Source organism: Paenibacillus sp. J2TS4 (genome assembly GCF_018403245.1).
Classification (GTDB): domain Bacteria; phylum Bacillota; class Bacilli; order Paenibacillales; family NBRC-103111; genus Paenibacillus_L.
This window is the reverse complement of the sequence record NZ_BOSH01000003.1, coordinates 174,363-191,326: the sequence shown is the minus strand read 5'-3', so window position 1 is coordinate 191,326 and position 16,964 is coordinate 174,363. Positions and strand designations below refer to the sequence as shown.

Annotated in this window: 13 protein-coding genes; 7 read left to right on the top strand and 6 right to left on the bottom strand. The window is 50.8% G+C overall.

The window, feature by feature from the left end; genetic code table 11:
* Window positions 1–8: 8 nt before the first annotated feature.
* From KJS69_RS08240 to KJS69_RS29930, 5 genes are all read right to left on the bottom strand, one after another.
* Window positions 9–950, bottom strand: coding sequence for an ABC transporter permease (locus tag KJS69_RS08240; RefSeq protein WP_213583612.1), 942 nt, complete (start codon window positions 948–950; stop codon window positions 9–11).
* A gap of 418 nt (window positions 951–1,368) precedes the next feature.
* Window positions 1,369–2,970 (bottom strand): response regulator transcription factor, encoded by a 1,602-nt coding sequence (locus KJS69_RS08235; protein WP_213583256.1) that lies wholly within the window; start codon window positions 2,968–2,970, stop codon window positions 1,369–1,371.
* Window positions 2,967–4,814, bottom strand: a complete 1,848-nt coding sequence (locus KJS69_RS08230; protein ID WP_213583255.1) for a sensor histidine kinase — start codon at window positions 4,812–4,814, stop codon at window positions 2,967–2,969. The genes KJS69_RS08235 and KJS69_RS08230 overlap by 4 nt, the downstream gene beginning before the upstream one ends.
* Before the next feature lie 422 nt (window positions 4,815–5,236).
* A complete protein-coding gene (locus tag KJS69_RS08225; protein ID WP_213583254.1) occupies window positions 5,237–6,811 on the bottom strand; it encodes an FAD-dependent oxidoreductase in 1,575 nt (524 codons plus the stop codon).
* A gap of 235 nt (window positions 6,812–7,046) precedes the next feature.
* Window positions 7,047–7,169, bottom strand: a complete 123-nt coding sequence (locus KJS69_RS29930; RefSeq protein ID WP_283777447.1) for a hypothetical protein — start codon at window positions 7,167–7,169, stop codon at window positions 7,047–7,049.
* 354 nt (window positions 7,170–7,523) lie between these two features.
* On the opposite strand from KJS69_RS29930, the gene KJS69_RS08220 reads away from it, so the two are divergent.
* Window positions 7,524–8,423: a LysR family transcriptional regulator gene (locus KJS69_RS08220; RefSeq protein ID WP_213583253.1), complete on the top strand. Its 900-nt coding sequence runs from the start codon at window positions 7,524–7,526 to the stop codon at window positions 8,421–8,423.
* 57 nt (window positions 8,424–8,480) lie between these two features.
* Here KJS69_RS08220 and KJS69_RS08215 read toward each other — a convergent pair whose 3' ends face one another.
* Complete coding sequence (locus KJS69_RS08215; RefSeq protein ID WP_249730427.1) at window positions 8,481–9,272, bottom strand: carbon-nitrogen family hydrolase; 792 nt, start codon at window positions 9,270–9,272, stop codon at window positions 8,481–8,483.
* Between the two features lie 158 nt (window positions 9,273–9,430).
* Between KJS69_RS08215 and KJS69_RS08210 the strand changes: the two genes are divergently transcribed.
* From KJS69_RS08210 to KJS69_RS08185, 6 genes are all read left to right on the top strand, one after another.
* Complete coding sequence (locus KJS69_RS08210) at window positions 9,431–10,618, top strand: pyridoxal phosphate-dependent aminotransferase (RefSeq protein WP_213583252.1); 1,188 nt, start codon at window positions 9,431–9,433, stop codon at window positions 10,616–10,618.
* Window positions 10,619–11,364: 746 nt separating this feature from the next.
* The gene (proB, locus tag KJS69_RS08205) at window positions 11,365–12,465 is read left to right on the top strand and encodes a glutamate 5-kinase (protein ID WP_213583251.1); all 1,101 of its coding nucleotides are present in this window, start codon (window positions 11,365–11,367) and stop codon (window positions 12,463–12,465) included.
* A 17-nt stretch (window positions 12,466–12,482) separates the two neighbouring features.
* Window positions 12,483–13,751, top strand: a complete 1,269-nt coding sequence (locus KJS69_RS08200) for a glutamate-5-semialdehyde dehydrogenase (protein ID WP_374706622.1) — start codon at window positions 12,483–12,485, stop codon at window positions 13,749–13,751.
* Between the two features lie 369 nt (window positions 13,752–14,120).
* Complete coding sequence (proC, locus tag KJS69_RS08195) at window positions 14,121–14,984, top strand: pyrroline-5-carboxylate reductase (RefSeq protein WP_213583249.1); 864 nt, start codon at window positions 14,121–14,123, stop codon at window positions 14,982–14,984.
* Window positions 14,985–15,003: 19 nt separating this feature from the next.
* Complete coding sequence (locus tag KJS69_RS08190; protein ID WP_213583248.1) at window positions 15,004–16,278, top strand: 2,3-diketo-5-methylthiopentyl-1-phosphate enolase; 1,275 nt, start codon at window positions 15,004–15,006, stop codon at window positions 16,276–16,278.
* On the top strand, window positions 16,275–16,964 hold the full coding sequence (locus KJS69_RS08185) for a 2-hydroxy-3-keto-5-methylthiopentenyl-1-phosphate phosphatase (protein WP_213583247.1): 690 nt from the start codon (window positions 16,275–16,277) through the stop codon (window positions 16,962–16,964). The genes KJS69_RS08190 and KJS69_RS08185 overlap by 4 nt, the downstream gene beginning before the upstream one ends.

The window sequence follows — 16,964 nt, the reverse complement described above, 5'->3', positions numbered from 1 at the left end:
AGCAGCTTTTACCATAACCCGCGCTCTAAATATTTTCTGCTCAAATAATTGCCCGTCAGAATGAGTGCCAATGATATGACGGATTCGAACAGGCCGACGGCGGTCGAAAAGCTATAATCCTGTTGACCTAAGCCGATCCGATATACATAGGTTCCAATGACATCCGAAACGCTATAAACGACCGGGTTATACATAACTAGAATCTGCTCTGTTCCGGCTTCCATAATATTCCCGAGGCGAAGTATAAACATCAGCACAATGACGGGCAACAGTCCAGGCAGCGTAATGTGCCTTACTTGCCGCCATTTGTTGGCTCCATCTATTTTCGCGGCTTCATACAATTGCGGATCAATGCTGCTCAAGCCCGCCAGATAGACGATCGTGCCCCAGCCTACTTCTTTCCATCCCGCGGACGTAATTAATACGGAGCGAAATATGCTGTGGTCCAGAAAGAAAGCGACGGGCTTTCCTCCCATCCATTCTATAAAACGATTGACAATTCCACCGTTCGCAGACAGCAAATCGATGAATAATCCGCTTACAATAACCCACGATAAAAAATGGGGCAAATAAACGATGGTTTGAACGCTTCGTTTAAACACGATATTTCTCAACTCATTCATTAGAAGAGCCAGCACGATCGGCAGCGGAAATAAAAACACCAGCTTCAACAAGGAGATAACTAGCGTATTTTTAAAGACAACAATAAAATCAGGCGAAGAAAAGAGCTTCCCAAAATGTTTAAGTCCAACCCACGGGCTCGCGCTCATTCCGTCAAAAATATTAAAATCCTTAAATGCGATCACTATGCCATACATGGGCGTGTACTTGAACAAAAGCAGGAAGAAAAGGCCTGGGACAAGCGCCAGGTATAAATCCCAATCTTTGCGAATATCCGATCGCAAGGTAGTCCAATAGCCGGCCCGCCGTTTCACTCTTGGCGGAATCATCGGCTCGGGGTGCGGTGCAGTAAGCTTCATGAGCAGCCTCCTTCTGTCTTCTGTTCCTCAGTTCTAAGTGTATAGGCTGACCCTGATCTAATGTAGGGAAAATGATCGCTTTTTGTGGTACTTTCATCGTCTGATCCTTACTCATTTCATGATGATGGGTGCGGGCTATATAAGTGGCACTAAAGAAAGCGATCATTCCGTTCCGAAGGAAAGTGCCTCCGAATCCCGTCTAATCCTGGAATTGCAGCAGTTTAGCAACAAAAACGAAAAGACATGCGCGCATGCATGTCCACTGGCTAGAATCAGTCAGTTATCGATAAAAGACGTGCAAAATGACATAGTTGCACATCAACAGAGCAGTGGAAGCTGCAGTTCAAAGTCATTTAAGCTCTGTATCAGCAGATCCTGATTGCCCTAATTAAGGCTTCATTCCGCTCGGAGTGACGCCCCAATACTTGCGAAACACTTTTGTAAAATAGCTCACATCCACATATCCGACCGTATTTGCGGCATCATAGACGCGTGCTCCGCTCAACAGCTTCGCCTTGGCCAGCTCCATCTTCCGCTCTAATACGTAGGAGGAAAAGGACTTTCCCGTTTCTTGCTTGAACAATTTGCTCAAATAAGATGAATTGATGTACATTCGATCAGCCATCATATAAAGCGTCAGATCGGTATCGATCTCCTGCTCTACTATTTCCAGTACCTTTCGAATCATCCCGTTGCTGGACATGCTGCGCTGTTTGTGCACATAGACGGTTACACTGCGAATCATTCGCTTCAGCCAAGCCAACACTTGGTCCTTAGTAAACAAGGTTTGCAGGTTTTGGAACGTCATCCATTCATCAGGCACCACTTCATTGACAAGCCACCCTTGCCTTTGAATGGTACGGACGAACAAGCCGCTGAAATACAGCACTCTCTCCCAGACTAATTCGGGCGTTTCCGCCTTCTCCATCTGAAGAGACCACATGGATTCCAATGCGGCCTCAGCCTTGCCCTCTTCCCCTGTCTCCAAAGCAATCTCCAGCATCTTTTCCAAATTCAGATCTGTCTCGAATGGGCGGTCTTCCGGCTTCGTTTCGCAATAAGGAACGGCCACATCACAGCCATAGACAATTCTTTCCTGCAGTGCTTTACGCGCTTGAAAGTAAAGCTTGTTCACTTCCCCTTGCTTGCCAAGAGATCCGCAAATGCCAGCGCTCGCCGTCGTCTTCAAGCAGTGCCGGACGTTGCCAAGCAGCTTGGAAATCAAGGTATGAATGTGCAGCATGGCCTCGTTGGAGGAAGCCCCGGATGGAAAGCGAAAAATAACCGCCGTCTTCCCGTCCACGTCCGAACAAATCCAGCACGGTCCATACTCCATCCGCATAGTGTCCTCCACTATGCTATGAAGGGAAAGCTGCAGCAGAGCTATGTCTTCCTGTCCAAAGGAAGACTCCACAGAGGGAGGATCAACATCCAGCAGAACGACGGCATACTCCGCTTCCTGTACGAAATCAAGCTGCAGATCCTTCGCTCGAAGTTCGATTTCCCAATCGTCATAGATTCCATTCAACCAATTGAGATAAAAGAAATTGCGCAGCTGAGGCAAATGATCCGCCCATCTTCTCTGCAGTGCTTCCCGCCCGTGCCGCTCATCCAGCTCGCGCTTCAATTTCTCTGCCGTCTCCACAACAGCCTGCAATATTTCCTCCTCCAATGCAGGCTTAAGTAAATATCGGTCCACCTTCAACTCAATGGCCTGTTGGGCAAAAGCAAAGTTATCGTGTCCGCTCAGGATGACCATTTTGGTTAAGGGATAACGCTGCCTTACTTTCCGCGCGAGAGTCAGCCCGTCGATTTCCGGAATCTGAATATCGAGCAGCACGATGTCGGGCCGTTTCCGCTCCATCATCTGAAGCGCCTCCCGGCCGTCCTCGGCCGTTCCCACCACTTCTATCCCGTGATTCTCCCACGGGATGTTATTGGCGATATTATACAGAAGACGAAATTCATCCTCGACGATCAACAAATTCATGCTTCTTCCCTCTCTTCCGATTGTGGTGGATACGGCTCAATATCATGCACACAAAGCTCCAACGGCAGCTTGAGCGTAACTTTTGTGCAAATACCTTGTCGGCTTGCGATGGTCAGACTGGCTCTTTCCCCGTAATACAATCGAATTCGGGAAGCGACGTTGCGCAATCCGAATAAATCGCTTTTATCATTCGATAAATATGCCGGTTGTCTGCCTACCCTCTCCATCTGACCGTTTAATTCTTCCTGAATGTAGCACAGCCTCTTCTCGTCGATACCCGGACCGTTATCTTCCACAACCAGAACAAGCTGCCCGTCCTCGATCGCGCTTTCTATGATTAATCTCCCTCCTTTTTTTCGTTTCTCCATTCCGTGCAATATCGCATTCTCTACAAGAGGCTGCAATATAAGCTTCAATATCGGGAGCGGATTAGTCTCTTCGGCAATTACATATTCAACCGAAAATTTTTCCATAAAGCGGAGCTGTTGGACCCGAATATAGTAATGAAGGTGAGTGATCGTCTCCTCCAGAGTAAACGTTTCGCGTCCCTTACTAAGACTCAGCCTGAAAAATTTCGATAAATGATGCACCATCTCGCTAATTTCCACCGCTTCGTAATTTTTGGCAATCCAATAAATCGAGTCCAGAGTGTTGTATAGAAAATGCGGGTTAATTTGCGATTGCAAAAATTTCAGATCCGTTTGTGCCAAACGAAGCTGCTGCTCATAATAACCTTGGATCAGCTCTTTATGCCGGACCGCCATTTGATTGAATTCCCGCGTCATCTGCCCAAATTCATCCATTTGCTTCTCCGGCAGCTGAATGTTCCATTTGCCGCTTCCGAACAGCTTCATACCGCGGGACAGCCTTTGCAGCGGCGAAGTGATAGAAATATAGACGAACCAGGCTATCGCTAAGGCGAGCAGAATACTGATGATAATAATGATCAGTGTAAAAGTGCGGATATCTCTCGTCAGCCCATATACTTCATCGATGGGCTGAACCATGACAAGCGACCAATCATAACGATCTGAATGCGCTTTCACTACAAAGGCCTCTGAACCTACTCCGTCTACTACAGCCCCTGTCTCGGACAATACGGGAACCCTCTCCGTCCCCGTTCCGGCAATCAGTCTCCTGTCACCGGTATACAGATAGATGTCCGCATGTTCAGACGGAAGCAGAGTTTGCAGCAAATGCAGCAGTCTAACCTGCTGCAGCGTAATAATCAGCATGTTAGGCTGCCGAGCCAGATTGTACAAATCTACGGCGCGAATCAAGGAAATGCTGTCAGCCGCAAAAATAGTTCCGAACGTCGTACCCGCTACACGCTCTTCCGGCAGCTTGTATAACACGCCGGTTCCCACCGTTCTGGACATGGCTTCCAGACCTTCTGCCTGCTGCTCATCTTTCACTTGACCGAAGCCTCTGGTGGTGGAAACAATGGTCCGGGATAAGGAATGATAGACCGAAATGTCCGATACCATCGGATTGATCGAAATGAAATTGGCCAGCGACCGGGTATAAATGGACAAGTCAAAAATATCCCGCGGCTTCAATTCGGCTCCCGCCCGGTCCAAAGGCCGGATCAAATTATAATCGGCAGCCGCCAATGTCGAGATTTGCTCCACGCTTTGCAGGTGTGACTCCAGACTGTCCATCGATGATTGGAGGGCAACGGTTGTTCGTTCCGCGGCTTGCTCCAGCAAAATATGTTGAGATTTGACATTGGCAAACAGACTGATAGCTACCAGCGGCAACAGAATGAGTAAAAAATAGCAGGTCAGTCTGACCTGGATATAGCGCTTGTAGCTTAAATAAATCGACCGGACTATACGAATCATTATGAGTGTCCCTCTTTCATCGACCGGTAATATATATATGTTGAACTAAAGAATAGCTCTCATTCCGTTCCGAAGGAAAGTGCCTCCGAAGCTTCAAACATCTAAACTATCTCCCCAAAAAGTGAAGATGAGCTTCGAAGCGATTCCAGGTACTTTTCGGGGACCCCGAAACAACAGATTCCTTATTTATTGAATGGGCCTTCGGATGGTAGGAATACAAAGCCAAAACTCGCCCTGGAAGCATCTTTCTTTCTCCACTTCATGAGCTATTCAATCATTAGTTCAGTTTATATAGCAATCCGGTGAAGCTCTTGCCGATCTGCAGACAAGCGAAGCTCTATACCGGACCATCTCGGCAGAGAGTTTCACCGGAATCCATTGGATCTATTTACAGCTACCCTTACGGGCTGCACTTGCTCCCTCTATACTGCGTGAACGGCAGCCCAGGACAGCTCCACTCCTTCACTAACAAGCAGCTTTTGAAAATCATCGAGCAAGGCTTCATTGCGCAGCACGTCCCGCGGCTTGACCCCCTTCTCCAGACAGAAAGCCGCCAGGCTGCCGGCCGACTCCCCGATATTCCATTCTGTCGGATGAACACGGTAGCAGCTGTTGGAAAGATGAGTGACGCCCAAGTTTTTGCAAGCCGGCAGCAGATTATTAACGCGCACCGGGATTAAACTGCCGAGCGGAATCTGATAGGGCAGCGACGAAATGTCCAGAAAGTTATTCCCGGCAGTCGTTGGGTGCAGGTCAATCCGGTAGCAGCCGATGCCGACGGAATCGCGGTACGCTTCCGCCCGCCCGTCGCTGCGGCATGCAGCGGAAATATGCTGCTCAAGCACCGTAAATTCAGCCGAGATTCTGCGGGATTCGCGAATGTACGGATACATCGCCAGGCCGTCCTCGGTTCCGACTACGTCGGGCCGCAAGCGAAGCTCAGGATGGCCGTATCCGCCCCCTTGGCGCGGCGCTTCCGTCTGCAGCCAATACAGGAGCGACAAGCTGAGCTGCTTCGCAGCCTTCAGGTGGCGGTTGCGCTCCTCCTCGCTCACATCGATAATCGGGCCTAGAAAATAATCATTCTGCGGCCAGTTGACGAGCGAGATGTCTCCCGGATAGGTGCCTGGAGCAAACTGGCTGCGATCAATCAAGCTGCGATAATAGAACAGCGAATACTTATCTGTTCCGGGTAATAAGGTATACTCCCTCGGCTCCAGATTCCGCGGCTCCGGAGCAGTCCAATTCAAGAGCGGCCCCGGCCAAAAGGCGGGAGCATAGCCACGCCAAAAATCGTATTGCTCTGGCTTGTCTATCGTATAGTGTCCGCCCTCGATGTAATCCATTGCAAAGCAATAAGTAAAGCCCTGCATATTCATCGGTTGAGCCTCGCCTGCCACCGCGCTCGGCTCCCCGGTCTCACTCTGCGACTCGGCTCCGGTCACATACTCGACGCGGGCTAACGGCAGCAGGTCGCCGCACTCCGTCGCATCCAGCACATATGGCGCAACGAGCTCGATCCGATGGCCGCTCACCATATTTTTTACAGTAACCGAAACGATGTTATCTTGTTCTGTTTGCGTGGCCTCCATTTGGTGACGGGTCCATATCGTAATCCGGCCGCTGTGGACATATGGCGCCATCATTTGCTGCAGCACGGCCAGCGCCACGCGCGGTTCGTGACACAGACGGCTGACTCCTCCATTGCCGGGATTCAGCAGCAGATTCGACCGAGCCTCGGGGGTCAGGGGGTAATGGTCCCGATAATATTGCCGCACCCCGTTGCGGAATTGCCGGTAAGACCGCGTGCAGCCGAATTGCTCGATCCACCGGTGCTCATCCGGCGGAACCGCCTGGCTGGTCAACTGACCGCCGATCCAGTCCGTTTCCTCGGTCAGAATAACCCGCTTGCCCAATCTGGCAATCGCCAAAGCCGCCGCGCAGCCCCCCAGGCTGCCTCCGATGATGACAACATCGGATTTCATTTCTCTAATCATCGTCCTAGCTCCTTTTGCAGGTATTCCCTGCAGGATATATGGAAGGGGGAATCCCGAACCCGTTGCGAGGCGACCATCGAGAAAGCAACCATCGGAAGTTCATCCTCATTCGCAGGGATAAGGGTTCACCGTACTTCTATCGCTAGTTTAGAAATGATGACGCGGCAAGTACAGGGAAAACGAACGCTTCTTTTGGTAAAATGAATACTTTTTTCTTTCGCTGGAGGACATCATTTTAGAAATCATAATCATCCTCTTCCTTTATAAAGGCGCTGTCTACCTGAATTTTCAAAGAAGCGTAATTTTCCACCGGATCAAATGTTATAAATTCGACGGTTTTGGTTTCGCCACCTTGCAAATCGTATACATCTCCAGAGGCTGTTCCTATTCTTTTATTGTCGAAGCTAATACGCTCTAATCTCTTCCTTCAAATGAAACCTCTCCCATGGATTACATAGTCCTCGTTATTGTAGCAAGAACTTCCAGCGTTTTCTATCCATCTGGAAAGGATAGTAATATATGGTTCCGTAGCGGAAGAGAGGATGATTCTAGTGCAGCCGAATTAAAGCAAGATCGGCGGATTTCTGCCAACTCTAGCGAAATCCAGCCAAATCCGTCTTGGTTTGTCTGCACGAGCCAGTGTATAATATTAAATACTAAATAGGGCCGTTTGATGAAATTGGGTAAATTGAATTTCCTGAGGGGGATTTCGATGGAATTAAGACAGTTGCAGTACGCGATTCAAATAGCCGCGGAGAAAAACTTCTCCAGAGCGGCAGAAAAGCTTCATATCGCTCAGCCTTCGTTAAGCCAGCAGCTATCCAAGCTGGAAAAGGAAATCGGAGTTCTCTTGTTTCAGCGCAACACGAATTCCGTTGAAATGACCTATGCGGGTTCTGTATTCGTCGAAAAGGCGCAAATCATTCTGGATAAGGTGGCCCAGCTAAAAAAAGAAATGGAGGATATTTCGCAAATGCGAAAAGGCAAGCTGATCGTCGGCAGCCTGCCTATTACCGGATCGCATATTTTACCGCTGGTCCTTCCGGTCTTTCAGCAGAAATACCCGGAAATTGAAATTCAGCTGGTTGAGGAAACCTCCTCCAATTTAGAGAGACTGGCAGCGAACGGCCAGACGGACATCAGTCTGCTGTCCCTCCCCTTGTCCGAACGAACTCTTTCTTACTTGCCTTTGATCGAGGAAGAGATCTGTCTATGCGTTCCTCCCAACCATCCGCTCGCTCATATACACCCGGCGCCGGCTAATGTTCAGATGACTGCACTGAAGGAGGAGCCCTTCATCCTATTGAAAAAAGGGCAAGGATTTCGCCAGATCACGCTCGATCTTTGTCATTCTGCCCACTTTGAACCGCAGATCGTGTTCGAGAGCACCAATATCGACACCGTTCAATCGCTGGTTGCCGCCGGAATGGGAGTCGCCTTGGTTCCGAAGATGGTCGCCAGAGAGAAAGGGGAAGCGAATGCTCCGGTCTACCTGCCCTTGGCCGGTCGTCCGACGAGAACTCTCGTGATCGCTTACCGGCATGGAAGATACTTATCCAAGGCCGCGGATGCATTCATTAGTGTATTGCAAGAGGTCGTCCAAAAGCGCTAGCTCTGACCGGATCGCGAGAGTGGTCGATCGATCCGGTCTATTCCCACATATTAAATATCAGTACAAATTCGGTCTGCGATCCTTGAACACCGGGATTTTAGCACGAACCCGATCTACTTCCGCAAGATCAACAGCCGCGGTTAATATCGCTTCTTCCTCCCCGCCCTCCACGAGTATCTCTCCCCAAGGGTCGATGACCATCGAATGGCCGAAGAACGAAGTGTCTCCGCTTTGTCCTACCCGATTGCATGACACGACTACCATCTGATTTTCAATAGCTCTGGCCGTTAAGAGGGTCCGCCAATGATTCAAGCGGGGATGCGGCCATTGGGCAGGAACGAACAGCAGCTTGGCTCCATCCAGCGCCAGCCGCCGTGACAATTCGGGAAAACGAATGTCATAGCAGATAACAGCTCCCGTCGGGACGCCATCGATCTCAAAGCGGCCCAGCCGGTCGCCGCCGGTTAAATATTTTTCTTCATCCATGAGGCGGAACAAGTGGATTTTGTCATACTCCGCCGTCAGTTGACCGCTGCGGTCAAAAGCGTATAGCGTATTCCTTACCTCCCCGTTCACCAGATTAGCAATCGATCCGGCTACGACGTTAACGGAATGCCGGGCACAAAATTCAGCAATAAACGAACGGGTTCTTTCCCCTTCCGGATCGGCCAACGCATGAATATCGGTCAGTGAAAAGCCCGTATTCCACAATTCGGGAAAAACGATCACGTCTGGCTTGCGCTCGACCTGGATAGCCTGCTGCAGCATTTGCTCCAGCTTGGTAAAGTTATGATCAGGCTCTCCTGCGACGACATCCATCTGAAGAAGAGCAAGGTGCAATAACGACATCGTTCCACTCACTTCCTTATCGTTTTTTTCTCTATCATAAGGGAAAGCAGCGGGATCATCAATCCGGTTCACTATACAGATAGGAATAATCATGATAAATTAAAGCTTAGTTAGGACAGGAGTGTTTTACGGATACATACTGGAGAGTGATGAAATAGATGTTAACCCCATCCCGTTTTCCCATCGCTGCCGCAAACCGGCTGCGAGCCCTTCCCGAACAATTTTTTGCCGGACTTGTGCAAAAAGCGAATCGGCGGATCGCCGATGGGCATGATGTCATTAACTTAGGACAAGGCAATCCTGATCGTCCTACCCCGGATCATATCGTCCGCAAGATGCAGGAAGCCGCGGCGAATCCGTCATTTCACCGTTATCCCCCGTTTGACGGGTATTTATTTCTCAAGGAAGCGGCAGCTATCCGCTATCGAGAAGATTACGGGGTCGAACTGGATCCGCAAACTGAAGTGGCCGTTCTTTTCGGCGGCAAGACCGGTTTGGTGGAAATCAGCCAATGCCTGCTTAATCCAGGAGATGTATGCCTGGTACCCGACCCGGGCTATCCCGATTATTGGTCAGGAGTCGCCCTCGCCGACGCAGAGATGGTTTTCATGCCGCTCCTTGAGCAGAATCATTTCCTCCCGGACTATTCAGCGTTAGCTCCATCTGACTTACAACGGGCCAAGCTGATGTTTATCAATTATCCGAATAACCCAACCGCCGTTTGCGCTCCTCCATCATTCTATGAGGATACGGTCCGTTTCGCCGAGAAGCATGGAATTGTCGTAGCGAGTGATTTTGCATACGGGGCCATCGGCTTCGATGGTAAGAAGCCGGTCAGCTTCCTCCAGACTCCAGGGGCCAAAGAGGTCGGTGTCGAGTTCTACACTCTCTCCAAGACCTACAATATGGCTGGCTGGAGAGTTGCCTTTGCCGTTGGCAATGCGGAAGTGATCCGCCTTATCAATCTGATCCAGGATCATTACTACGTCAGCCTTTTCGGCGCGGTTCAAGCGGCAGCAGCGGAGGCATTAACCGGCCCGCAGCAATGTGTGACCGAGCTTGCGTCAGTGTACGAAAGCCGCAGAAACGCCCTGTTCTCCTCGCTTCAACAGATTGGTTGGCACGCCAAGCCTTCCCAAGGCTCCTTCTTTGCTTGGCTGCCGGTGCCGCAAGGGTTCCAATCAAGTGAATTTGCCGACAAGCTGCTGCAGGAGGCTAATGTAGTCGTCGCTCCGGGTATTGGCTTTGGCCGCAGCGGGGAAGGCTATGTCCGTCTCGGACTGCTGACCTCTGAGGAGCGTCTCCAGGAAGCGGCAGAACGAATAGGCCGGCTGCATCTGTTTTAAATTTTGGGGAAAAGCTGCTGATTGCGGTTAGCGTTAGTTAATTCTGAGGCCAATTTCCTTCGGAACGAAATGGTAGCATTTTTAGTACCACTTATTTATATAGAAGCAGAAAGATATTTTCCATATATAGGAAATTGGAGTCAAACCCCCGCCCTGCCTATGATTCTTTACAAATGACGGGTCGAATGATATCCTAATTGAATAAGGAAGCAGCATCCATCCGTCGATGGCTTGTCGCTGGCAGATCATAATCCGGTCCGTTGATTGGGCCCGGTTTCCGATAGTTCCGCCTGCGGCTAATTCCTACGGAAAGCTACACTTTCGTCCTGCACGGGCGAAAGTTTTTTCCTTACCACATATAGAATTTATAAGTTTCTGCTTACTGAAACTATCCAAATTCTTTTTGGCGATAAGAAAAGCTTCTATATGAAGCCATTTCGGAGGTGTCGTCGAATTCAACAAAATTCCCCAAAAAGTGACACAAGCCTTCGAAGCACATTCCGGGTACTTTTCGAGGACCCCGGATTTTCAAAAAGCTTTTCATGCCAACCAGAAAGTTTCACTTTAATTCAAAGCTCTAGTGAATATCTTCATTTCTGGTGTTGTAAAAACAACCTTTAAACGCGGTCGCCCATCCTCGAAGGACTCCGATAGGAGTTTTTTTCATAATGGTTGTTCAACAAGCTCCAATCACGTAATATCAGCTTGTTGAACGAGCTTTGATTAGAGAGAAAGAAGTGATCTTAATGCAATCGCGCATAGTCGTCAAAATCGGAAGCAGCTCTCTCACCTCCGACGAAGGCGGGCTGAATCGCGACAAAGTCCGATTCTTCACAGAGGAATTATCGGCCCTGCACCGCAGCGGGCATCAAATCCTATTGGTCACCTCGGGGGCAGTCGCTGCCGGATTCACTACCATCGGCTACAAAAAACGGCCGCGAGCGCTCAAAGAGAAGCAGGCCGCTGCTGCGGTAGGACAGGCGTTGCTGATGCAATGCTACCAAGAAGCGTTCGCCGAGGACGAAATCAGCGTAGCCCAAATTCTTCTCACCCGCTCCGATTTCTCGAACCGGCAGCGGATATTGAACGCCCTCATGACGATAGAAGAGCTTCTTGCCAGAAAAATTATCCCGATTATCAATGAAAATGATACGGTCGCGGTAGATGAGCTTAAATTTGGAGACAATGATACGCTTTCCGCGCTTGTCGCCAATTTGGTTAAAGCGAACAATCTGGTGATCATTACGGATACAGACGGGCTATATACAGAGGACCCCCGCAAGAATGCCGATGCGGTCAGAATAGATCGGGTCGAACAAATCAGCGACGAGCTGTATCGAATTGCCGGAGGCAGCGGCTCTTCCGTCGGCACCGGCGGAATGCGCTCCAAGGTCGAGGCGGCGCGCATCGCCATGCGGGGAGGCGTTCCCGTATTCGTTGGCAAAGTCAGTGAAAGCGGGGATTTGTTGGCTGCGACTAACAATCAGGGCAAAGGAACTTATTTCGACACCCGTCTCCATACTCTATCTGCCAAAAAGCAATGGGTCGGATTCCATTCCTTCCCGCAAGGCAAGGTCTATGTGGATCGTGGCGCCGAGGAAGCCCTTCTGTCGGGAGGCAAGAGTCTCCTGCCCGCCGGAATTCGCTCGATTTCCGGCGATTTCCATCCCGGAGATGTCGTCGAGGTGATTAACCTGGATCAGCATCCGATCGGCCGGGGTGTCGTCAACTACGCAGCCTGGCAGCTTAAAGCCGTAGCCGGCCTATCCACCGATGAAGTCAGAACACGGGTGGAAGTGCCGAGGATCGAGGTCATTCATCGTGATGAGTGGATGGCAATCGACTGAATCTAATCGATTACACTATTTCATGGGAGGCTAAGGATATGAGCGAAGTAAAACAGCAGGCGGAATTGGCGAAGCGGACGGCGCCGGTGCTCGGCAGCCTGACGACGGAGCAAAAGAACGAAGCGCTATTAGCGATGGCTGACGCATTGGTTACCCAGACCGAAGCTATCATCAGTGCCAATAAGGAAGATTTGGCAAGAGGAGCGGCCGGGGGCTTAAGCTCTTCTCTACTCGATCGCTTGGAGCTGAATCCTTCAAGAATTGAAGCGATGGCCGAAGGACTCCGGCAGATTGTTGAGCTTCCTGATCCTATCGGAGATGTATTGGAGGAGCTGCAACGGCCTAATGGCCTTCTGATCCGTAAGAAGCGGGTACCGCTCGGGCTCATTGGGATTGTGTACGAAGCCCGGCCTAATGTAACCGTAGATGCTGCCGGTCTATGCTTGAAGTCCGGCAATGCCGTACTACTGCGGGGCGGCTCCAGCGCCCTGTCCTCCAATCGCAAAATTGTGGAGGTGCTTCACCAGGCTTTGGCAGGCACAGCCATTCCGACAGACGCTGTCCAGCTGGTGGCGAGCACTGACCGTTCTTCTGTCAATGAAATGCTTAAATTGAATGGTTTGCTCGATGTCGTTATCCCTCGCGGCGGTCATTCCCTTATTCAGAACGTGGTTACGAATGCCACCGTTCCCGTCATCGAGACCGGGGCAGGAGTGTGCCATACTTATCTCGATGAAACGGCCGATCCCGTAAACGCGCTGAAAATAGCTATGAATGCCAAAGTCCAACGCCCCTCGGTCTGCAACGCAATGGAGACACTAATTGTCCATGAGGCTTATGCCCGCAAGCATTTGGCAGACCTCGCGGACAAATTTACCTCGGCCGGCGTGGAGCTGCGCGGCTGCCCTGTGTCGGTAGAGCTTGCCTCGGTCATTCAGCCGGCTAAAGAAGCGGATTGGTCTACCGAATATAACGATTATGTTCTGAATGTTAAAGTAGCGAAATCGCTGGATGAGGCTCTGGACCATATTCGCAAATTTGGGACAATGCATTCGGAATGTATCGTAACCGGGACAAAAGCTAATGCCGACCGCTTCCTTCAGGAAGTAGATGCAGCGGCAGTATACGTGAACGCGTCGACGAGGTTTACCGACGGTTTTGAATTTGGCTACGGAGCCGAGATCGGAATCAGCACCCAGAAGCTCCATACACGGGGACCGATGGGACTTCCCGCTCTTACATCCTCCAAGTATTTCATTTATGGAGATGGACAGATTAGAGAGTAAGCCTTCCCATGCTAGCATCGCAACGCACGCCTCTTCCGGAGTGCATTATAGAGTAATCGACTGCAATCATACAGTACTTTTGACCGAAATCCACTCGTTTAGAGACATCGACTGCAATTCTGCAGTACATTTTTGCGACCCAGCCATTTTCGGGACTAAATGGCCGAATCTACTGTATATTTGCAGTTGATCTTTCGAAATGAGGTCCATAGGCACGCATCGACTGCACTTTTGTATTCCTTCATTAATTTTGGAAAGAGACCTGTTCTCACCTCCAAAACTTATAAATTATGTAGTTAGAAAGCCAGCCTGTCAGAAACTCTGGCCAAGTGTCCCAGCACCTTGACCGACAGCACGGAGGTATTGAACATGAGTCATCAGCTGTTAGCGGCCAAAACTATTTTATTCATCGGCGCCGGGCCGATGGCGGAAGCCATTATTCGCGGGCTGGTGTCCCGACCGGACACCGATCCTGAGCGAATTATCGCTACCAACCGAAGCAACCGGGAACGGTTGGCAGCTTTAAACCGAGAGTACGGCATCCGCATAGGCTGCGGATCGGAAGCGGTAGCCCGGTATATGTCCGAGGCCGATCTGATTGTCCTGGCGATGAAGCCGAAGGATGTCGGGGAAGCACTGGTCGAAATCGCGCCATCGCTGGATCCCCGGCATCTTCTCATCTCCGTCGTGGCCGGCTTATCTCTGTCTACAATCGAGGGCTTGTCGGGCGGCGGGATCCCGATCGCCCGATGTATGCCCAATACGTCGAGCACGATCGGCCTGGGAGCTACCGGCCTCTGCTTCTCCTCCTCTGCCACGAGCGAGCATCAGGCTCTCGCCCTGGATCTGTTTGCGGCCACCGGAGAGACGGTCATCGTCGAGGAGCCGCTCATAGACGTCGTTACAGGCGTTTCCGGCAGTGGACCGGCTTATATTTATTATATGATGGAAGCGATGATGGAAGCCGGAATCGCCGGCGGACTCGATGAAGAGCAAGCCCGTCTTCTGACGGTGCAGACGGTTCTCGGGGCGGCTTCGATGGTCAAAGCTACAGGAGAAGATCCGGCCGCCCTCCGGCGCAAAGTAACCTCGCCTAATGGAACGACACAGGCGGCCCTGGAGAAATTGGACGAGTACCGCTTCCATGAGGCGGTCCGAAGTGCGGTGCACCGGGCTTCTGAAAGAGCAGGGGAGCTCGGACGGAGCACTTCCGCCGAAATGATGAAACCATGAACGAAAAGCAGGTGAAACCATGAGCTCCTATTGTACAGCGACCTATCGCTGTTATGACGAACAAGCGGATTTTCACAAGAAGGCGACCGGTATTGCCGTAGGGTTAACCGTCGGAAGCTGGACGGACCTGCCCGAAGCAAACAAAATCAGCATGCGGCCTTATCTGGGCCAAGTGATCGATATCAAGGAAAGCCGCGATGACGAGGAGGAACGCTACGCCGATATCCGAATTGCCTATCCAGATGTTAATTTCAGCCGGGATCTCCCGGCGCTTCTCGTTACAGTATTCGGAAAGCTGTCCATGGACGGTCGAATCAAGCTGATAGACCTCCATTTTTCCGATGATTTCCTTGGATCTTTTACCGGACCTAAATTCGGGATCCAAGGTGTGCGTGAACAGCTTGGAGTTCACGACCGGCCTCTTCTTATGAGCATATTCAAATCGGTCATTGGCCATGATTTGCCTGCCCTGAGTGAACAGTTCTACAAGCAGGCGCTGGGTGGCGTCGATTTAATCAAGGATGACGAAATTTTATTCGAAAATCCGCTTACCCCGCTGGAGAAACGGGTGCCCGCCTGCATGGAAGCAGCTAGGCAGGCCGAGGAGAGCACCGGTCAAAAGCTGCTTTACGCAGTGAATCTGACCGGCCCTGCTTCCCGCTTGGCGGAGCAAGCGGTTAGGGCGATCTCGCTCGGTGCCAATGCCCTTCTGTTCAATGTGCTCGCTTACGGATTTGATACCCTGCAAGAACTAAGCGCCCATCCGGACATTACAGTGCCTATCGCGGCTCACCCCGCTTTAGCCGGAGCGCTATATCCGTCTCCGCACCACGGCATGTCCGCCTCCCTGCTGCTTGGGAAGCTGATGCGGTTAGCCGGGGCAGATCTCGTTCTGTTCCCTTCCCCTTACGGCTCTGTTGTTATGCCGAAAGAAGAGAATATGGCGATCCGCCATGCATTGATTACCGATAACATCAACGATTATCTATATTCTGTAAATACGCCGGATAGCAAGGCTTCCGCTTCTATGCCTCTGCGGCAAAGCTTTCCGGTCCCATCGGCCGGTATTCACCCGGGGCTCGTCCCGCTCATTTTACGCGATTTCGGCACGGAGGTTGTTGTCAACGCGGGAGGCGGCATACACGGCCATCCGATGGGGACGGAAGCCGGCGGTCGCGCTTTCAGACAAGCTATTCAAGCTGCCATGAGCGGTACCTCTCTGCGAGAGTACGCCAGTATCTCCGGTCACGAAGAGCTGCAGGCCGCTATTGAGGCGTGGGGGGTCAAAGAATGAAGCTCGATGCGGGCAAGAAAAACATCATTTTTTGTGACTTTGATGGAACCATCACGGTCACCGATAACATTTTGGACATTATGAAGCATTTTCAGCCGGACGGTTGGGAAGATCTGCTTCGCCAGGTCCTCGACAAAGAGATTACATTGCAAGAGGGCGTCGGAGGCATGTTTGCTCTGCTCCCTTCGTCTCTCAAGGAAGAAATTATCCAGTACACTCGACAATCGATTCGTATCCGCGAGGGCTTTCCCGAGCTGCTGGATTATGTAAGAGAGCATGATTTTGAATTTCTCGTCACTAGCGGAGGAATAGATTTTTTCTTGCTTCCTACACTGGCTCCCTTCGATCTGAAGCCAGAGCAAATTTATTGTAACGGCAGTGATTTTTCGGAGGAGAGACTTCGGATTACATGGCCTTATCCATGTGACGAGCATTGCGGCAAAGGTTGCGGTATGTGTAAAACGTCCATCATCCGGTCTTACTCGCCCGACCGTTACAACCGAATCCTGATCGGAGACAGCATCTCCGATTTTGAAGGGGCCAAGCAGGCCGATTTTGTATTTGCCCGTTCCCATCTGGCCGAGGAATGCCAGAAGCTGGGGATGCCCTATCATAAATTTGCAACTTTTCATGATGTCATCTACGGACTGAACGCTTTAAGAGGGGGAACGGACAGTGGTGCATAG

Excerpts from the sequence above, each read along its gene's own strand:
- proC (WP_213583249.1), top strand. The coding sequence starts at position 14,121 with ATGAGTCATCAGCTGTTAGCGGCCAAAACTATTTTATTCATCGGCGCC.
- KJS69_RS08220 (WP_213583253.1), top strand. The coding sequence starts at position 7,524 with ATGGAATTAAGACAGTTGCAGTACGCGATTCAAATAGCCGCGGAGAAA.
- proB (WP_213583251.1), top strand. The coding sequence starts at position 11,365 with ATGCAATCGCGCATAGTCGTCAAAATCGGAAGCAGCTCTCTCACCTCC.
- KJS69_RS08210 (WP_213583252.1), top strand. The coding sequence starts at position 9,431 with ATGTTAACCCCATCCCGTTTTCCCATCGCTGCCGCAAACCGGCTGCGA.
- KJS69_RS08225 (WP_213583254.1), bottom strand. The coding sequence starts at position 6,811 with ATGATTAGAGAAATGAAATCCGATGTTGTCATCATCGGAGGCAGCCTG.
- KJS69_RS08185 (WP_213583247.1), top strand. The coding sequence starts at position 16,275 with ATGAAGCTCGATGCGGGCAAGAAAAACATCATTTTTTGTGACTTTGAT.
- KJS69_RS08215 (WP_249730427.1), bottom strand. The coding sequence starts at position 9,272 with ATGTCGTTATTGCACCTTGCTCTTCTTCAGATGGATGTCGTCGCAGGA.
- KJS69_RS08240 (WP_213583612.1), bottom strand. The coding sequence starts at position 950 with ATGATTCCGCCAAGAGTGAAACGGCGGGCCGGCTATTGGACTACCTTG.
- KJS69_RS08235 (WP_213583256.1), bottom strand. The coding sequence starts at position 2,970 with ATGAATTTGTTGATCGTCGAGGATGAATTTCGTCTTCTGTATAATATC.
- KJS69_RS08190 (WP_213583248.1), top strand. The coding sequence starts at position 15,004 with ATGAGCTCCTATTGTACAGCGACCTATCGCTGTTATGACGAACAAGCG.
- KJS69_RS08230 (WP_213583255.1), bottom strand. The coding sequence starts at position 4,814 with ATGATTCGTATAGTCCGGTCGATTTATTTAAGCTACAAGCGCTATATC.